Annotated in this window: 14 protein-coding genes; 11 read left to right on the forward strand and 3 right to left on the reverse strand. The window is 74.2% G+C overall.

Annotated elements, in window-relative coordinates; translation table 11 throughout:
* Nucleotides 1-146: 146 nt before the first annotated feature.
* From J2S58_RS18405 to J2S58_RS18455, 11 genes are all read left to right on the forward strand, one after another.
* Nucleotides 147-3,794 carry an Rne/Rng family ribonuclease gene (locus J2S58_RS18405; protein ID WP_205257195.1) on the forward strand — a complete coding sequence of 1,216 codons (3,648 nt, stop codon included), beginning with the start codon at nt 147-149 and terminating at the stop codon, nt 3,792-3,794.
* A 232-nt stretch (nt 3,795-4,026) separates the two neighbouring features.
* Nucleotides 4,027-4,344 (forward strand): 50S ribosomal protein L21, encoded by a 318-nt coding sequence (gene rplU / locus J2S58_RS18410; RefSeq protein ID WP_205257196.1) that lies wholly within the window; start codon nt 4,027-4,029, stop codon nt 4,342-4,344.
* A 14-nt stretch (nt 4,345-4,358) separates the two neighbouring features.
* Nucleotides 4,359-4,652, forward strand: coding sequence for a 50S ribosomal protein L27 (gene rpmA / locus J2S58_RS18415; protein ID WP_205257197.1), 294 nt, complete (start codon nt 4,359-4,361; stop codon nt 4,650-4,652).
* 212 nt (nt 4,653-4,864) lie between these two features.
* Complete coding sequence (obgE, locus tag J2S58_RS18420) at nt 4,865-6,334, forward strand: GTPase ObgE (protein WP_205257198.1); 1,470 nt, start codon at nt 4,865-4,867, stop codon at nt 6,332-6,334.
* A 124-nt stretch (nt 6,335-6,458) separates the two neighbouring features.
* Nucleotides 6,459-7,667 carry a glutamate 5-kinase gene (gene proB / locus J2S58_RS18425; RefSeq protein WP_205257352.1) on the forward strand — a complete coding sequence of 403 codons (1,209 nt, stop codon included), beginning with the start codon at nt 6,459-6,461 and terminating at the stop codon, nt 7,665-7,667.
* A gap of 1 nt (nt 7,668) precedes the next feature.
* A complete protein-coding gene (locus J2S58_RS18430; RefSeq protein WP_205257199.1) occupies nt 7,669-9,012 on the forward strand; it encodes a glutamate-5-semialdehyde dehydrogenase in 1,344 nt (447 codons plus the stop codon).
* Nucleotides 9,009-9,722: a nicotinate-nucleotide adenylyltransferase gene (nadD, locus tag J2S58_RS18435; protein ID WP_306829220.1), complete on the forward strand. Its 714-nt coding sequence runs from the start codon at nt 9,009-9,011 to the stop codon at nt 9,720-9,722. The genes J2S58_RS18430 and nadD overlap by 4 nt, the downstream gene beginning before the upstream one ends.
* Entirely contained in the window at nt 9,719-10,372 is a 654-nt protein-coding gene (rsfS, locus tag J2S58_RS18440; protein WP_205257200.1) for a ribosome silencing factor, read from the forward strand. Before nadD ends, rsfS begins: the two co-directional genes overlap by 4 nt.
* Nucleotides 10,369-11,016 carry a histidine phosphatase family protein gene (locus tag J2S58_RS18445; RefSeq protein ID WP_205257201.1) on the forward strand — a complete coding sequence of 216 codons (648 nt, stop codon included), beginning with the start codon at nt 10,369-10,371 and terminating at the stop codon, nt 11,014-11,016. The genes rsfS and J2S58_RS18445 overlap by 4 nt, the downstream gene beginning before the upstream one ends.
* 723 nt (nt 11,017-11,739) lie before the next feature.
* Nucleotides 11,740-12,537 carry a ComEA family DNA-binding protein gene (locus tag J2S58_RS18450; RefSeq protein WP_205257202.1) on the forward strand — a complete coding sequence of 266 codons (798 nt, stop codon included), beginning with the start codon at nt 11,740-11,742 and terminating at the stop codon, nt 12,535-12,537.
* The gene (locus tag J2S58_RS18455) at nt 12,534-14,990 is read left to right on the forward strand and encodes a ComEC/Rec2 family competence protein (protein ID WP_205257203.1); all 2,457 of its coding nucleotides are present in this window, start codon (nt 12,534-12,536) and stop codon (nt 14,988-14,990) included. Before J2S58_RS18450 ends, J2S58_RS18455 begins: the two co-directional genes overlap by 4 nt.
* Nucleotides 14,991-15,148: 158 nt before the next feature.
* On the opposite strand, the gene J2S58_RS18460 is transcribed toward J2S58_RS18455, so the two are convergent.
* The 3 genes from J2S58_RS18460 to hemB form a co-directional block, all read right to left on the reverse strand.
* Nucleotides 15,149-16,309: a hypothetical protein gene (locus tag J2S58_RS18460; protein WP_205257204.1), complete on the reverse strand. Its 1,161-nt coding sequence runs from the start codon at nt 16,307-16,309 to the stop codon at nt 15,149-15,151.
* 222 nt (nt 16,310-16,531) lie between these two features.
* Entirely contained in the window at nt 16,532-17,911 is a 1,380-nt protein-coding gene (gene hemL / locus J2S58_RS18465) for a glutamate-1-semialdehyde 2,1-aminomutase (RefSeq protein WP_205257205.1), read from the reverse strand.
* A complete protein-coding gene (gene hemB / locus J2S58_RS18470) occupies nt 17,911-18,906 on the reverse strand; it encodes a porphobilinogen synthase (RefSeq protein ID WP_205257206.1) in 996 nt (331 codons plus the stop codon). The genes hemL and hemB overlap by 1 nt, the downstream gene beginning before the upstream one ends.

An 18,906-nucleotide genomic window follows, 5' to 3' on the forward strand; every position in this document is an offset into this window, starting at 1 on the left:
GCCGGCAGACCGACCGAAGACTTCCCGCACTCCGCGGGTCCGATGATCGCTCATCGTGGCCGCGGGACGGCGGACCAGAACATTTCAGGGTTCCTGTGCGGCCGCGTCCAGAACGCGCCCGGGGCCCCCGGAGAGGAACCGTATTCATGCCCGATGTCCCCACCACCGCACTCGACGAGGCCCTGGCCGCGTTGCCCGCCCGTCCCCGGGTGCACCAGCTCGCCAAGGCCGCCGGCCTGACGACCAAGCAGCTGCTCCCGTTGCTGGCCGCTCGCGGGATCACCGTGACCTCCGTCCAGGCCGCGGTCGACGGCGCCGTCGCCCGGGAGCTGCTGGGTGAGCTGGTCGGTGGTGCCCCCGCGGCCGCCACCACCGCGCCCGCGCCGGAGGTCCCCGCCGTGCCGGAGACGCCGCCCATCCTCGGTGCCGCCATCTCGCCCCTCTTCCTGCCGCCCGCGGCCGGGGAGACGCCGGCCCGCGCGACGCCCGGAGACGAGGCCACCGACGAGCCTGCCCCGCGCCGCCGCCGGGGCCGGACCCCGCGACGCGCGGCGGAGTCGGACGACCAGGCCACCCTGGAGAGCACCACGACCGACGGGGCCGATGCCGGCGCGCCGGTGGCCGACAGCACCCCGCCCGCCACCGCCGAGACCACCGCCTCGACCGACACCTCTTCGACCGACACCACTTCGACCGACACCACCGGTGACGACCGGGGTGGCGACGAGGACGCCGCCGCACTCGACGACGAGGCGGGCGGGCGGGGCCGCCGCCGCCGCCGCGGCCGCCGTGGCCGGGGCCGCGTGCAGGACGACGACAGCACCACCACGGACGCCGACGACACCGTGGGCGAGGACGGCGGCGACGCCCCGGCCACCGCTCCCGACTCCGAGGCGGACACCGACGACGCCCCGGAGGAGGTCGCCACCGGGCGAACCCCCCGGGCGCGCCGCTCCCGCCGCCGTTCCGGCCGCGGCGGGCAGGCCGACACCGGGGACGACGCCTCCACCGACGACGCCGCCGGTGACGACGAGGACGAGGACGCGGACCGGCGTCCCGGCTCGGACGGCCGCCCCGCAGAGGATTCCGACCGTGGCGGCGCCGCCCGTGACGACGACGGGGACGACGAGAAGGACGACGACGAGAAGGACCGTGACGACAAGGACGGTGAGGAGGACGACGACCGCACCGGTCAGGGCACCCGCCGCCGCCGTCGCCGCCGCCGTCGCAGCACCAACGACGACGCTCCGCACGAGGACGATCCCGACAACACCGTCGTGCACGTCCGCGAACCCCGCGCCCCGCGCACCGAGGTGGCGCTGCAGTCGGCCGCCTCCGCCGCGTCCGAGGTGCAGGGCATCCGCGGGTCGACCCGGCTCGAGGCCAAACGCCAGCGTCGCCGGGACTCCCGGGACTCCTCCCGTCGCCGTCCGGCGATCCTGTCCGAGGCCGAGTTCCTGGCCCGCCGGGAATCGGTGGAGCGCGTCATGGCCGTCCGGCAGCGCGGTGACCTGGCCCAGGTCGCCCTGCTCGAGGACGGTGGGCTCGTCGAGCACTTCGTCTCCCGGGCCGGCACCGCGTCGATGATCGGCAGCATCTTCCTGGGCAAGGTGCAGAACGTGCTGCCCTCCATGGAGGCGGCGTTCGTCGACATCGGGCGCGGCCGCAACGCCGTGCTCTACGCCGGTGAGGTCAACTGGGAGCTGGCCGGCCTGCACGGCAAGGCCCGGCGCATCGAGACCGCGCTGTCCAGCGGCGACACCGTGCTGGCCCAGGTCTCCAAGGACCCGGTCGGGCACAAGGGCGCCCGGCTCACCACCCAGATCTCGCTGCCCGGACGCTTCCTGGTCTACGTCCCGGCCGGCGGGGCCACCGGCATCTCCCGCAAGCTCCCGGACACCGAGCGCAAGCGCCTCAAGGGCATCCTCGACCGCATCGTGCCCGCCGACGCCGGGGTGATCATCCGCACGGCCGCCGAGGGGGTTCCCGAGGAGGAGCTGATCCGCGACGTCGAGCGGTTGACCGCGCAGTGGCAGGACATCACCACCCGCGCCGAGGCCAAGCAGGCCGCGCCGACCCAGCTGTCCGAGGAGCCCGACACCCTCATCAAGGTCATCCGTGACCTGTTCAACTCCGACATCTCGGCGCTGGTCATCGACGGTGAGCAGGCCTACGACTCGGTGAAGCAGTACGTCGACCAGGTCGCGCCGGAATTGGCCGACCGGGTCTCCCGTTACTCCGGCGACCACGCTGACGTGTTCGCCGCCTACCGAGTGGACGAGCAGATCGCCAAGGCCCTGGAACGCAAGGTCCACCTGCCCTCGGGCGGATCGTTGGTCATCGACCGCACCGAGGCCATGACGGTCATCGACGTCAACACCGGGAAGTACACCGGCTCGGGCGGCAACCTCGAGGAGACCGTCACCAAGAACAACCTGGAGGCGGCCGAGGAGGTCGTCCGCCAGCTCCGCCTGCGGGACATCGGCGGCATCATCGTCGTCGACTTCATCGACATGGTGCTCGAAGCGAACCGGGAGCTGGTCATGCGCCGGCTCACCGAGTGCCTGGGCCGGGACCGCAGTCGCCACCAGGTCGCCGAGGTGACCTCGCTGGGTCTGGTGCAGATGACCCGCAAGCGGATGGGCACCGGGCTGGTGGAGGCGTTCTCCGAGCCCTGTCCGACCTGCCACGGTCGTGGTGTCGTGCTGCACGACGAGCCGGTCGACCCCGCGACGATCGAGGAGGCCCCGCAGGAGCGGCGCGCCCCCAAGGCCCGCCGCGGACGTGGCCGCGAGGTCGCGGACACCCCGCCGGTACGCACGGTCCCCGTCGCCGCCGTCCGCCCGCCGGATCTGCGCGGCCCCAAGCCGCGGACCCGTCGGGAGGAGACCGGCGAGGACCTGCTCGAGCTCGTCGCCGACCTGGACGGGCGGTCCTCCGAGGGGACCCCCGCGGGAACGGACGCGAGTCACGAGATCGAGCCGCTCGACCTGACGGCGCTCGGCCTGGACGCCCTGATCCCGGAGGCGGAGGCCGAGCTGGTCGACGACGGGCCCGCGACCGCGGTCGACGCCGGGCCGGCCGAGGTGCCGGACGCGCCGACCATGGAACTGGGCGCGGACGAGGTGGGCGCGGTGGAGATCGCCGTCCCGGCCGGCGCCGACGCGACGGACGACGGCGAGCGGCCGGGGCGTGGCCGGCGCGGTGCGCGTCGGGGCCGCCCCACCCAGGACGACTCCTGGTCTCGGGACGCCGCCGCTTCCGCGGCGGTCGCCGCGGTGCAGTCGGCCGGTCCCAGCTCGCTGGCCACCGTCGAACGCCCGGTCCGGCGCAGCAACCGGATCGCCGGGGCGCCCGACACCTCGACCGACGCCGAAGCGGGGCGTGCGGACCGTTCGCCCGTCCCGGAGACCGGCACGTCCGGTCCGTCCGAATCCGCTGTGGCGACACCCGCAGCGGCGGCCGCGACCGAGCCGGCGGCGGCCCGGCCCCGGCGTCGACGGGCCGCGGGTCGTCCCGCCGGAGCGCCGGCCACCGCCGCGGCCGTCGACATCGTGCTGACGCCCCCGACGGAGGTCCGGGTCGACCCGGCACCGGCGACGCCGCCCCCGGCGGCGCCGGGCGACAGCCAGCAGGCCGACACCCCGCAGACCGACAGCCAGCAGACCGAGGCCCCGCAGGTCGGCACGGACACACCGGCGGCGGCGGCCGCTCCGCGTCGTCGGCGGGCCGCGTCGCGGCCGGCCGGCCCGGCAGCCACCGTCCCGGCACCGGACACGGCGGGGCCGGCATGACCGGGCTCGCGTGACCGGACGAGCGTGACGGACGGCGTCCCCGGCGGTTTGCCGGGGACGTCCCCGATCGCGTATCGTCAGAGGTCGGCCCGCTGCGTGCAGCGGGCTTCGCGGTGCCCAGGACCGGCTCACGTCGTCCGGGCGCCCACCGAGGACACATCCGCAGGCCCATTCCGGCCGGCAGGGTGCGAACACCACAGGCAGATTCGACAGGCAGGAAGGCGCGTTCACGATGTACGCGATCGTCAAGACCGGCGGCAAGCAGTACAAGGTCGCCGAGGGTGACGTCATCGAGATCGAGAAGCTCGAGGGTGAGCCCGGCGTTGCCGTGACCCTGCCGGCTGTCCTGGTCGTCGACGGCGCAGAGGTGACCGCGGACGCGGCCGCACTGGCCGGTGTCACGGTGTCCGGCGAGGTCGTCGCCCACACCAAGGGCCCCAAGATCGTCATCCACAAGTTCAAGAACAAGACCGGGTACCACAAGCGCCAGGGGCACCGCCAGCCGCTGACGCAGGTCCTGGTCACCGGCATCGCCGTCTCCGCCGGCTGAGAGAGGGATTCGACATGGCACACAAAAAGGGCGCATCCAGCTCTCGCAACGGTCGCGACTCCAACGCCCAGTACCTGGGCGTGAAGCGCTTCGGCGGCCAGACCGTCGGCGCCGGCGAGATCCTCATCCGCCAGCGCGGCACCAAGTTCCACCCGGGAGTCGGCGTGGGCCGCGGCAAGGACGACACCCTGTTCGCCCTCACCGCCGGTGTCGTCGAGTTCGGCAGCAAGCGTGGCCGCAAGACCGTCAACATCGCGATCCCGGCCGCTCCGGTCGCCGAGCTCGTCACCGCCGACGCGGGCGTCTGAGTTCGGGCACGGTCGACAGACCCTCGCCAGGGGCGGTCCCGTTCTACGGGGCCGCCCCTGGCGGCATTTCCGGGCCCGGATCCTCGGGTGCGGTGCAGGACAGGGCCGCGTGGGGTTCGCCCGCCACGCAGTCCAGCCGGACATTCCGGTGAAGCGATCGGGGACCGGTCGGGTGCGAGCCCGACCGGTGCCCAGCACAGAAGGAGAACTCCATGGCACGGTTCGTGGATCGTGCCGTTCTGCACCTGCAGGCCGGCGACGGCGGTGACGGATGTTCCTCCGTCCATCGCGAGAAGTTCCGGCCGCTGGGCGGCCCCGACGGCGGTGACGGGGGCAATGGCGGTGACGTGACGCTGACCGTCGACGCCAATGTGCACACCCTGCTGGACTTCCACTTCCGGCCCCACGCGAAGGCCGGTAACGGGAAGCCCGGTGCCGGGGACAGTCGCGACGGAGCCAACGGCACCAGCCTCGACCTGGCCGTGCCGGACGGCACCGTCGTGCTGTCCGAGTCCGGCGAGATGCTGGCCGACCTCACCGGGGCCGGCACCCAGTACGTCGCCGCCCGCGGTGGCCGCGGTGGGCTCGGCAATGCCGCGCTGGCCTCCCGTGCCCGCCGCGCCCCCGGCTTCGCCCTCCTCGGCGAGGAGGGCGAGATCGCCGAGATCGTGCTCGAGCTGAAGTCCGTGGCCGACGTGGGTCTCGTCGGCTTCCCCAGTGCGGGCAAGTCGTCCCTGGTCTCGGTGCTGTCCGCGGCCCGGCCGAAGGTGGCCGACTACCCGTTCACCACCCTGGAGCCCAACCTGGGTGTGGTGACCGCCGGAGAGCAGGTCTTCACCATCGCCGACGTGCCCGGTCTCATCCCGGGCGCGAGCCAGGGCCGTGGGCTCGGGCTGGAGTTCCTCCGGCACATCGAGCGGTGCTCCGTGCTGGCCCACGTGGTGGACTGCGCGACGTTCGAGGGCAACCGCGACCCGGCCGGCGACATCGCCGCGCTGGAGTCCGAGTTGGCCCAGTACACCCCGTCGCTGGCCACCGATCTGGCCGACAAGCCCCGCCTGGTGGTGCTGAACAAGATCGACATCCCCGAGGCCCGGGAGCTGGCGGAGTTCGTCAAGCCCGATCTCGAGGCGGCCGGCTACCAGGTCTTCATGATCTCGACCGCGACGCACGAGGGGCTGCCCGCCCTGCGGTACGCGCTCGCCCAGGCCGTCGTGGCCGACCGGGTCAACCGGCCCGCCGCTCCGGCGGCACGCATCGTGCTGCGTCCCCGGGCGGTCAACGACCAGCAGTTCGAGGTGTTGCCCGATCCGGAGCAGGACGGCGCGTTCATCGTGCTCGGGGAACGCCCGGTGCGCTGGATCCGGCAGACCGACTTCAACAACGACGAGGCCATCGGGTATCTGGCCGACCGGTTGGCCCGGCTCGGTGTCGAGGACGCGCTGGCCAAGGCGGGCGCGGTCGCGGGTGCCCCGGTCACCATCGGCGGCATCACCTTCGACTGGGAACCGACCACCGGCGGTGGCATGGCGTACATCAAGAGCGAACGCGGCACCGACATCCGGTTGGACCAGACCGACCGGATCGGCGCCCTGGAGCGCAAGGCGCTGCACCGGTTGCGGCGCGGCCTGGACGTCGACGACTACCGGACCGACCAGGAGCCCCCGGGCAGTCGACGCTGAGGACTCGCGAGCCGGGAGGTTCGCGAGTCGCGTGGTCGACGAGCTGGGGTCAGGAGCAGAGGGCAGTGAGGGCATGACGGTGAGCCAGGGTGCGACCGGGGTCGTCCCCGGCGTCGATGCCGTCATGCCGGACGCCGGTGCGGAGCGGGCGACCCGGCAGGCCGTGGGTCGCGCCAGGGTCGTGGTCGTCAAGGTCGGTTCCTCGTCGCTGACCACCGCGCTCGGCGGGCTGGACCCCAGCCGGCTGGACGGTCTGGTGGACGCCGTCGCCGGACGCGTCCGGCAGGGCAGCCAGGTCGTGCTGGTGTCCTCCGGCGCCATCGCGGCCGGGCTGGCCCCGCTCGGGCTCAAGCGGCGCCCGCGCGATCTGGCCACCCAGCAGGCGGCGGCCTCCGTGGGCCAGCAGTTGCTCGCCGAGCGGTACGCCGTCTCCTTCGCCCGGCACGACCTCACGGTCGGGCAGGTCCTGCTCACCAGCGACGACGTCGTGCGTCGTGCGCACTACCGCAACGCCCAGCGCACCTTCGGCAAGCTGTTGTCCTTCGGGGTCGTCCCCGTGGTCAACGAGAACGACACGGTGGCCACTGCGGAGATCCGGTTCGGTGACAACGACCGACTGGCCGCCCTCGTCGCCCATCTGGTCGGCGCGCAGGCGCTGGTCCTGCTCTCCGACGTGGACTCTCTCTACACCGGCCATCCGGCGCTGCCGTCCTCCCGGCGGATCGGGTACGTGCCGGACGCCGCCGCGCTGATTGGGGTGTCCGCCGACGCCCGGGGCAGCGACGTCGGGACCGGGGGGATGGCGTCCAAGCTGACCTCCGCGCTCACCGCCACCGGTGCGGGCATCCCGGTGCTGCTGGCCTCGGCCGGCCAGGCCGCGGCTGCCCTCGCGGTCGGCGCCGGGTCCGATCCGGCCGACCGCTCGGACACGGACACCGGTCCGACCGTCGGCACCGTCTTCGCCCCGGCCCACCGGCGCACGTCGGCACGGTTGTTCTGGCTCCGGCACGCCGCCCACCCGGTCGGGTCCCTCGTGCTGGACGACGGCGCGGTCGCCGCCGTGACCGGCCGCCGCAAGTCCCTGCTGCCGGCCGGGATCACCGCCGTACGTGGCGATTTCGGCTCCGGCGACGTCGTCGAGCTGGTGTCCGGTGACGGCACCGTGGTCGCCCGGGGCTTCGTCGGGCACGACTCCACGGAGCTGCCGGCGATCATGGGCCGCTCGCTGTCGGCACTGCCCGAGGAGTTGCAGCACGAGGTCGTGCACGCCGACGACCTGGTCGTCGTCACCGAGCCCGCCACCGCACCCGCCCCCTCGATCCCGGGAGTCTGAGATGGTCACGCCCACGGTGGTCCCCGCGACCGGCCCGGTCGACACCGGTGCGCCGGTCGAACCGTTGCTGCGCACCGCATCCGGGGCGGAGGTGCTGGACTGCGCCCGCGCGGCCCGGCCCGCCGCCCGGGCCCTGGCCCAGCTGACGAGTACGGCCAAGAACGCGGCCCTGCTGGCCATGGCGGCGGCCCTGCGCGAGCGCGGATCCGAGATCCTCGCCGCCAACACCCGGGACGTGGAGCGGGCCGAGCGGGCCGGGACGGCCGCCTCCCTGGTCGACCGGCTGCGGTTGACCCCGGCCCGGGTCGAGGCCATGGCCCAGGGGCTGGTCGACCTGGTCGCCCTGCCCGACCCCGTCGGCACGGTCCTGCGCGGGTCGGTGCTGCCCAACGGTCTGCAGCTGACCCAGGTCCGGGTCCCGCTCGGCGTGGTCGCCATCGTCTACGAGGCCCGTCCCAATGTCACCGTCGACGCCGCCGGCATCGCGGTCAAGTCCGGGAATGCCGCCCTGCTGCGCGGCAGCGCCTCGGCCGCGGCGTCCAACGCCGTCCTCGTCGAGATCCTCGCCACCGCAGGGCGTTCCGCCGGGCTGCCGGATGCCGCCGTCCAGCTCGTCCCGGGCACCGACCGGGACTCGGTCACCCACCTGATGACCGCGCGCGGTCTGGTCGACGTGATCATCCCGCGGGGTGGGGCCGGGCTCATCCAGGCCGTGGTGAACGGTTCCACCGTGCCCGTCATCGAGACCGGTGTCGGCAACTGTCACGTCTTCGTCGACGCCGATGCCGATCCGGCGATGGCGCTCGAGATCCTGCTGAACTCCAAGACCCGTCGGCCCTCGGTGTGCAACGCGGCCGAGACCCTGCTCGTGCACGCCGATGTCGCCCGATCGTTCGTGCCGGCGGCGGTCCGCGCCCTGGTCGGGGCCGGCGTCACCGTGCACGCCGATACCGCCGTGCTGGATCTCGTCGGCCCGCAGGACGGGGTCGTGCCCGCCGTGGACGCCGACTGGGACACCGAGTTCCTGTCCCTGGACATCGCCGTCGCCGTCGTCGCCGATCTGGACGCGGCGGTGGAGCACATCGGCCGCCACGGCACCGGTCACACCGAGGCCATCGTCACCGGGTCGCTGACCTCCGCCCAGGCGTTCACCGCCCGGGTCGACGCGGCGGCCGTCATGGTCAACGCCTCGACCGCGTTCACCGACGGCGGCGAGTTCGGCTTCGGCGCCGAGATCGGCATCTCCACCCAGAAACTGCACGCCCGGGGGCCGATGGGCCTGGCCGAGCTGACCAGCAGCAAGTACGTCGTCACCGGGACCGGTCAGACGCGGGACGCCTCGTGACGACCGCGACCCGGCCCACCGGCCGCCGGATCGGCGTCATGGGTGGCACCTTCGACCCGATCCACCACGGGCACCTGGTGGCCGCCTCGGAGGTGGCGCACCGGTTCGACCTGGACGAGGTGGTGTTCGTCCCCACCGGTCAGCCGTACCAGAAGAGCCGGGTCAGCCCGGCCGAGCACCGTTATCTGATGGCGGTCATCGCCACCGCCGCCAACCCCCGGTTCACCGTGTCCCGGGTCGACATCGAACGCCCCGGGCCGACCTACACCCGGGACACCCTGCGGGACCTGCGCACGGCCGAGCCCGACGCGCAGTGGTTCTTCATCACCGGCGCCGACGCCCTGAACGCGATCACCGGGTGGAAGGACGTCGGCGAGGTGTTCGGCATGGCCCACTTCATCGGCGTCACCCGCCCGGGTTTCGAGATCGACCTGGCCGACATCGCCCTACCGGACAACTCGGTGACCCTCATCGAGATCCCGGCCATGGCCATCTCGTCGACGGACTGCCGGCAACGGGTCGGCCGGGGGGCGCCGGTCTGGTACCTCGTACCCGACGGCGTCGTGCAGTACATCGGCAAGCACGGCCTCTACGCCCCCACGTCCGACCACCCGGGCCATCCCCGAACCACCCCCATCGCCACCGTCGACCACGGTGGCGTCCCGGCCGGTCGAGAGACGACCAGCCGCAGTATCGAAGGAGAACTGTGACCGCCACCGAGCGTGCACTGACCCTGGCGCAGACCGCTGCCCAGGCCGCGGCCGACAAGCTGGCCAAGGACATCCTGATCATCGACGTGTCCGATCGGTTGGCCATCACCGACTGCTTCGTCGTGGTCACCGGCACCAACGAGCGACAGGTGTCGTCCATCGTCGACGCCGTCGAGGAGAAGATGCGCGAGGCGGGCGAGAAGCCCGTGCGTCGCGAGGGTGAGCGGGACGGGCGCTGGGTGCTGCTGGACTTCCTGGACGTCGTCGTGCACGTCCAGCACTCCGAGGAGCGGGTGTTCTACGCCCTGGACCGACTGTGGAAGGACTGCCCGTCGATCCCGTTCGTCGACGCCGACGCGCCGGCCGTGGAGCAGTCCGCCGCCCCCGCCGTGACCCCCGTCGCGAACGAGGGCGCCGACAGCCCGGCCGCCGATCTGTCCGCCGGGGCTGTCACCGGTGACGATCTCACCGTCGACGGTGGCCTGGACGCCGAGGGCCTCGACGCCCAGGGGGTGCGTGCGGACGGTGTCCGCGACGACACCGGCGCCACCGGTGAGGGCGACGACCCGACCGACGACACCCTCGACGTCGCCGACGAGGCCGGGGATCTCGCGGCCGGTGGCCCGGAAGGTGCCGGGAGCGGTCGGTGACCCTGGAACACCTCATCGTGCTCCGGCACGGGGAGACCGAGTGGAACGCCGCCCACCGGCTGCAGGGCCACCGAGACACCCAGCTGAACGCGCGTGGGCGTCGACAGGCCCGGGAGGCGGCTCCGTCGGTGGTCGCCCTGGCGCCCGAGGTCATCGTGTCCTCCGACCTGATGCGGGCCCGCGAGACCGCGTCGGCGGTCGCCGTGCTCACCGACCTCGCCGTGTCCACTGACCCACGCCTGCGGGAGACCTCCCTGGGCCTGTGGGAGGGACTGACCCGCGACGAGGTCGAGGCGGGTTGGCCCGACGAGTGGCAGGCATGGCGGACGACGACCAGTCATGCCGCACCGCCCGAGGGGGAGTCGCGCTGGCAGGTCGCGCAGCGGGCGGTCGAGGTGGTGCGCGAGCTGGACGCCGGCCCGGCCCGCCGCGCCCTGCTGGTCGCCCACGGCGGCCTCATCGTCGGGCTCACCGGGCTGCTGCTCGGTCTGCCGGAGACCTCCTGGTCGACCCTGGTCGGGGTGGGCAACTGCCACTGGGTGGCGTTGCACCGGATGGACGGGCGGTGGCGGTTGCACGCGTACAACGCGGGACTGGGTGGCGTCGTGCTGCCCACCGAGGACGACGAGGTCGCCGGACTCTGACGGCGCCGGACTCCTACCGGTGTCGGTCGGCGCGTGCGGTTGTCCCCATGACCGGGTTCCATCCCCACCCCGGGCCGAGGACGCCCCGGCCGGGGGCGCGGTCCCTACCGTCGGTCCATGCCCTCCCGTCCGGATTCCCGACCGCGCCTGCAGGCCCTGCGCGCCGTGTCGCCCGAACCGCCCGGGGCCCCACCGCCGACCGGTGGAAAGCCGCGCCCGGCAGCCGGGTGGACCCCGTGGTCCGACGTCCCCGTCGGCTCCGGCCCCGTTCCCGGCGGCGGTTCCGTCGGTGACCCGGCCGGGACATGGGCCGCGGACGAGGCCGGCGTCCCGGGGGTGACGACGGGTCCTCCCGGGGAGGGAGAACCAGGCCGCCGGACGGTCCGCTCGCCCGCGACGGGCGGTCGGGTCCCCGGTGTGTCCTCTGCCTCCGGGCCCGCGACCGCCGACCGGTCACCCTCCGATCGCGTCCGGCCGGCCGCCGACCGGACGGATCGCCACTGCGTCCCGCCGATCGACGACTGGTCGGATGCCGACTGGTCGGATCCCGACACGTCGGCCCCCGGCCGGCTCCCGTCCGAGGGGGCGGGTGACCGGGGCCATGATCACGATGGCGACCACCAGGCCGACCTCGGGGACGAGGACGGGGGCGGGGAGTCACCGGTCCGGTGGCGGGCGCGGCGTATCCGCCGCCGGTCCTGGGGTCGGCTCGCCGAGCGCTGGGTGCCGGAACCGATCCGTGAGGCGCGGGTCGACCCGGGGCGTCGCGGAGCGGTGGTCTTCGTGTCCGTGGCCCTGGTCGCCGGAGTGGTCGCCGCTGTGGCCGTGTGGACGGGCGGGCCGACCCCGCAGCCGGTCGCCGCGACCGTCCTGGCGCCGGTGACCGACCCGGGGTCGGCGTCGTCCGGCGACGTGGCACCGACAGGTGCACACACCGGAGCAGGTCCCGCCCCGACCGCCCCCGGCGGTGTCGCCTCCGGGTCGTCGGCGGCGTCGGGTTCGCCGGCCGACCCGGCTCCGGCTGCTCCGGTGCCGGTGCCGGTGCCGGTGGAGGTCGTGGTCTCGGTGACCGGTCGGGTGGTCGCACCCGGCCTGGTCACCCTGCCGCCGGGCTCCCGGGTCGCCGACGCGGTCGCCGCCGCAGGTGGGCCGACGGCCGAGGCCGATCTCACCGGCCTGAACCTGGCGGCCAGGTTGGCCGACGGCGATTCGGTGGTCATCGGGTCCGCCGCCGAGCCTGCGCCGGCCGGGGTGTCCCGGGTGGCTCCCGGGAGCGCTCCCTCATCGGTCGGCGCGGCCGGTGCAGTGGGCGCGGCAGGTGGAGGCACCGGCCTGCTCGATCTGAACTCCGCCGATCAGGCGGCCCTGGAGGACCTTCCCGGTGTCGGGCCGGTGATGGCGCAGGCCATCCTCGCCTGGCGCACCGAGCACGGCCCGTTCACCGATGTCGGCCAGCTGCAGGAGGTCTCGGGTATCGGCCCCGCCCGCTACGCGCAGCTGCAGCCGTTGGTGACCGTGTGAGCTGCGCAGTGCGGGTGTGGCGGTCCGCGGCTCCCGGCGGGAGCAACACGACCGACCCGGACGTCGGCCGGGCGTGGCGCCGGCGGCTCCCGCGGGACCAGCGGCCGGCCGACCCCGACCACGAGGACGTCGTCGCCCCCCTCGATCTCCGCTCACTCGGCCCGGCTGCCGCCGTGTGGGCCGGTGCGCTGCTCGGTCCGTCGGCCGGGATGCGGTGGTGGGTCGTTCCGGCCGGGGCGGGGGTGCTGTTCCTGGTCCGCCGCTCACCGCGGCGTTGGGCCTGGATCGCCGTGGTCGCCTGCTTGACGGGGTCGGCGTGGGTCAGCGGTCTGCACAGCGACCGGCGTGCGGCCGACCCGGTGAGTGTCGCCGCCCGGGCCGGATCCGCGGCCGAGCTCACGGTCGAGGTGACCTCCTTCCCGCGGGCGGTCGTCGGTGGGCCGGGCGGGGGCGCCGAGGGTTCGGACGGATCGGCGCCGGCCGCACCCCGGTGGCGGGTGACCGTGCACGCGCTGACCTCGCAGCAGGACGGACCGGTCGACGCCGACGTCCAGGTGTTCGCGACCGGGGCCGACTGGCGCACCGTGGTTCCCGGCGCGCAACTGACGGTGCGCGGCCGGTTGAGCGCCGGGGAGTGGGCGGGCCTGCCGACCATCACCCTGCAGGCCCGGGGTGGCCCGGACCTCCGCCGGACCGCGCCGTGGTACCAGGGCGCCGCCGCCACGGTGCGGGAGAACCTGCGAGACAGTGCATCCAGTCTGCCGCCCGAGGCCGGTGCGCTGCTCGTCGGTCTGGTCGTCGGGGACACCAGCGGCGTCGAGCCTCAGCTGGACGCGGACGCCAAGGCCACCGGCCTGGCCCATCTGCTCGCGGTCTCCGGGTCGCACTTCACCGTGGTGTGCGGCGCCGTCGTCCTGCTCCTGCGTCGGGTGGGTCTGCGCACCGCCGTCGTCGGGGGAGCGGTGGTGACCGTCGCGTTGGTCCTCGTCGTCGGTGCGCAGCCGTCCGTGATGCGCGCCGCGGTCATGGGGAGCATCGGTCTGGTCGCCCTGCTGCTCGGCCGGGGGCGCACGGCGCTCCCGGCCCTGTGCTGGGCGGTGATCGCCCTTCTCCTGACGGACCCGGATCTGGCGCTGTCGGCGGGTTTCGCCCTGTCCGTGCTGGCCACCGCCGGACTCGTGCTGCTCGTACCGGTCTGGACCCGGTCCCTGCGCGACCGGGGCTGGCCGGTGGGGTGGGCGACGGTGTTGGCCGTTCCGGTGGCGGCGCAGATCGTCACCATGCCGGTCATCGTCGCGCTCAGCGGATCGGTGTCCCTGGTGTCGATCCCGGCGAACATGGCTGTCGCACCGGTGGTGGCCCTCGCCCTGCTGTTCGGGGTGCTGTGCGCGGCGGTGGGGCCGTGGTGGCCGGACGCGGGGGTGGTGCTCGCGCACTGCGCCGCGCCCCTGCTGCAGTGGATGGCGTTCGTGGCCCACACCCTGGCTCGGTGGCCCGATGCCGTCCTCCCGTGGCCCGCCTCACCGGGCGGGGTGGCCGTGCTGACCTCGGTGACGGTGGTGCTCGTCCTCGTCCTGCGGAATCGACGGATCCGTGCCCTGGCCGCAGCCGTCCTGGTCGGTGGGGTGTCGGTGCTGCTGCCGGCGCAGGTGGTCGAGCCGGGGTGGCCGGTCGCCGGGTGGGTAGTGGTGGCCTGCGAGGTCGGCCAGGGCGACGCGCTGGTGCTGTCCACGGGCGAACCCGGTGTGGGGGTGGTGATCGACACCGGGCCCGACCCCATCCTGATGGACGGGTGTCTGGACCGGTTGGGCATCACCCGGGTCCCCCTGGCCGTGCTCACCCATCTGCACGCCGATCACGTGGACGGCCTCGCCGGCGTGCTCGACGGCCGGCAGGTCGACGCCGTCGGGGTCGGCCTGAACCGCGCCCCGGCTCCGGCGTGGACGGCCATCCCCGGCACCCTGGGCCCGGTCCCGCTGGTGTCGCTCCCGGCCGGGACCGTCTGGCGCAGCGGGAACCTCACCCTGGAAGTGCTGGGTCCGACCCAGCCCTTCCGTGGCACCGCGTCCGATCCCAACAACGAGTCGGTGGTGATGATGGCGACGGTGGCCGGGGTGCGCATCCTGCTCACCGGGGACATCGAGCCGGAGGCGCAGACCGTCCTGCTCGACGCGGGTGCCGATCTCCGTGCGGACGTGCTCAAGACCCCGCACCACGGATCGGCGCGGGTCACCGCGGATTTCCTGGCCGCGGTGGCCGCACCGGTGGTGCTCATCGGGGTCGGCGTCGACAACGACTACGGCCACCCCGCCCCGTCGTTGCTCGATGCGGTGGCTGCCGCGGGGGCCGAGGTGGTGCTCCGCACCGACCTCGACGGGGATGTGGCGGTCACCAGCCAGGACGGCCACCTGGCCACCGCCGAGCGCGGGGCAGGGCTCCAGGTGCAGGGATGACCCAGGACCACGACGTGCACCCGCCCGACATGCACCCGCCCGACCGGCACCTGCCCGACCGGCACCTGCCCGACCGGCACCTGCCCGACCGGCACCTGCCCGACCGGCACCCGCCCGACCAGCACCGGCACACGTCAGCGGCGGGTGCTGCGTCGGACTCAGCGGTGGGGCGCCGCCGGCAGCGAGTCGAGTTCGGCCTGGACGCCGGCGAGTTCGGCGGCCAGGGCCTCGGCCCGGGCCTGGGTCAGCCGTCGGTGCTCGTCCAGCAGGGCGCCGACCGCGGTGGTCAGGGCCGGGGTCCGCATGCCCTCGACCATGTCCCACACCCGCGCCGCGGAGACCGCCTCGGAACGGACGACGGCCTTGGCTCCGACCTTGGCGTCGATCCGCCACTGGGTGGGTTCGTCGGCCGTCGTCGACACCGTGATGCTCACGGCCGGCAGACGGCCACCACGACGTGGCGCGGTCGACGGGTCACCGCCGGCCGGGGCGCCCGGGGCGGCTGCCGTCGGAGACCCGGTGGCGGCGGCGCGTGCAGCGCGGGCCCGCGGCTTGGCCGGAGCGGCCTGGCTGCTCGCCGTGTCGGTGGCCGGGTCGGCAGCTGCGCCGGTGGTGTCCGTGGGGTCGGGGACGATCGCGACCGATCGGCGCGCGGGGCGCCGCCGGGTCGGTGGGACCGGGGCGGGGGCGTCGCCGCGCACCTCGGCCGCGGGACGGGAGTCCACCCCGGCCAGTGCAGCAGCGGGGTCGAGGTTCGGGACCGGGGCCAGGGGCGACCCGGATCGGTCGGTGGATGTGGTCCGCGAGGAGGTCGCGGTCGTCAGCGGGTCGGCCGCCGGTTCGGGGAGCGCGCTCCCGGCCGGTTCCTGTGCCTCGAAGAACATGGTGTGCGACGCACCGGCCGAACCGAGCCCGGTGCGGGCGTCCCCGGCGAGGCCGCTGCGGGAGGCGAGATGAGCGGCTGCGGAACCGTTCCGCGCCCGCACGTCCGACGGGCTGACCTCGGTCCCGATCCCGGGCAGGGCGACGAGGTCCGGCACCGCGCGGGCCGTCCGGGCAGCGCGGGTGACCGGCCGGAGGTCCCCGGGAGCGAACGGCAGGACGTCCCGGGCGCCGTTCACCGTGACCTCGACCTGCAGGAATTCCTCGCCGTCGGTCGCCGGGTCACCGATCGTGCGGACCCGACCGGATCCGCCCTCGGGGAACTGCGCGGACGGCGCCAGCCCCACCCGCACGATCGACCCGGCGGACAACCGCTCGCGCAGGGCGGCCAGATCGATCGGTGGCGGGGCCGGGACGGTTCGACGGCGGGGCGGCATGGCGGACTCCTCGGCACGGTGCAGGGTGGGGCGGGTGCTCCGGCGCAGGTCGGCGCATCCGTGACCGACTCTGGCACAGGGCACCGACAGTGGGCCGGCCGGACACGGTCACCGGCCGGGTGAGTCGTCCCGGCCGGTGTCCGCGGGTCGACACCGGTCGGTGCCCGGGCGCGTGCCGGTGACCGGGCCACCGGGCGGCCCCCGGTGGCCCGTCCCCCCGGGTCAGCCCTGGACGGCCGCCGCCGCCCGGGCCGCCGCGGGCAGCGCGTCGGCGATCTCCTGGACGGCGTCGTCGTCGTGCGCGGCCGAGACGAACCAGGCCTCGTACGCCGACGGCGGCAGGTACACCCCCTGCTCCAACATGGAGTGGAAGAACGCGGCATAGGCGGCGACGTCCTGGGTGCGGGCCTGGTCGTAGTTCTGCACAGGATCACCGGTGAAGAACACGGAGAACAGCGTGCCCGCCCGCTGGACGACGTGCGCGACCCCGGCCGCGGCGAGCGCCTCGGACGCGAGATCCCCTACCTGTCGAGCCTTCTCGTCCAGGTGACGGTAGACCTCGTCGGTGCAGCCCTGCAGGTTGGCCAGACCCGCGGCGGTGGCCACCGGATTCCCGGACAGCGTTCCCGCCTGGTACACCGGGCCCAGTGGCGCGAGATACGCCATGATGTCGGCCCGCCCGCCGAAGGCGCCGACGGGCAGCCCGCCACCGATGACCTTGCCGAAGGTCATCAGATCCGGCGCCCAGCCCTCGACCGCGCCGTCCAAGCCGTACATGCCGCTGCGACTGGCCCGGAAGCCGGTCATCACCTCGTCGGTGACGAGCAGAGCGCCGTCGGCGTGGGCGATCTCCGCCAGCCCGGCGTTGAAGCCCGGCAGCGGCGTCACCACGCCCATGTTGGCCGCGGCCGCCTCGGTGATCACCGCGGCGATCTCCCCGGGGTGGGCGGCGAACGCGGCCCGCACGGCGTCCAGGTCGTTGTACGGCAGCACCAGGACCTCGGCGGTGGTCGCCGCGGTCACCCCGGCGGAGTCCGGCAGGGCGAACGTCGCCACCCCGGAACCCGCTGCGGCGAGCAGGGCGTCGACGTGCCCGTGGTAGCAGCCGGCGAACTTCACGATCTTGGAGCGACCGGTGAAGCCACGGGCCAGCCGCATGGCCGACATCGTCGCCTCGGTCCCGGAGGAGACCAGGCGAACCTGTTCCACCGGACCGACCCGGTTCACGATCTCCTCGGCCAGCGCCACCTCGCCCTCACCGGGCGTGCCGAACGAGAGCCCGCGCCCCGCCGCCTCGTGCACGGCCGCGATGACCGGGGGGTGGGAGTGGCCCAGGATCATCGGCCCCCAGGACCCGACGAGATCGACGTAGGTGTTCCCGTCGGCGTCGGTGATCCGGGGCCCGTCCCCGGACACCATGAACCGTGGGGTGCCGCCGACGGAGCGGAACGCCCGCACCGGCGAGTTCACCCCACCGGGGATCACCCTGGACGCCCGGGCGAACAGGGCCGCGCTGCGGCGGGCCACCGCGTCGGACGGATGGGGGAGCAGCGCCGGGTCGACCGGGCTGTCCTCCACCGGGGCACTCGTCGGTTCGGTCATCACCACTCCTGTCCGCCGCGGAGTCGCTGTGCGACCTCCACGGCCCAATAGGTCAACACGATCTGGGCTCCGGCCCGTTTGATGGACGTCAGCGACTCGAACACCGCACGATCGCGATCGATCCAGCCGTTGGCCGCGGCCGCCTCGATCATCGCGTACTCACCCGAGATCTGGTACGCGGCAACCGGAACCGTGACCGCCGGGTCGCCGGCGATGTCGGCGAGGATATCCAGGTAGCTCATGGCCGGTTTGACCATCACCAGGTCCGCGCCCTCGGCGATGTCCAGCGCGACCTCGCGGCGGGCCTCGGTGCGGTTGGCCGGGTCCTGCTGGTAGCTGCGCCGGTCGCCGACCAGCGCGGAGTCGACCGCCTCGCGGAACGGGCCGTAGAACGCCGAGGCGTACTTGGCCCCGTAGGCGAACACCCCGGTGTCGGTGGCGCCCACCGCGTCCAGCGCCGCACGCACCGCGCCGACCTGGCCGTCCATCATCCCGGAGGTGCCGACGAGGTCGGCCCCGGCGGCACTCTGCGCCACGGCCATGTCGCGGTAGCGCTGCAGGGTCGCGTCGTTGTCGACGGCGCCGTCGGCCCGCAGTACCCCGCAGTGGCCGTGATCGGTGAACTCGTCCAGGCACAGGTCGGCCATCAGCACGGTGTCGCCGCCGACCTCCGCGGCCAGATCGGCCAGGGCCAGGTTGAGGATGCCGTCGGGCTCGGTGGCCGCGCTGCCCACGGCGTCCCGCTCGGTGGGGATGCCGAAGATCATCAGCCCGCCGACACCGGCCGCGACCGCCTCGACGGCGGCGGCCTTCAGCGAGTCCCGGGTGTGCTGCACCACCCCCGGCATCGACTGCAGGGCCTGCGGCTGCGTCAGCGACTCCTTGACGAACATGGGCAGGACGAGATCGGCCGGGTGCAGCCGGGTCTGGGCGACCAGGCGGCGGATGGCCGGGGTGCGGCGCAGCCGGCGGGGGCGTTCGGTGGGGAAGGGCAT

The sequence above is a fragment of the Nakamurella flavida genome (assembly GCF_030811475.1).
Taxonomy (GTDB): Bacteria; Actinomycetota; Actinomycetes; order Mycobacteriales; family Nakamurellaceae; genus Nakamurella; species Nakamurella flavida.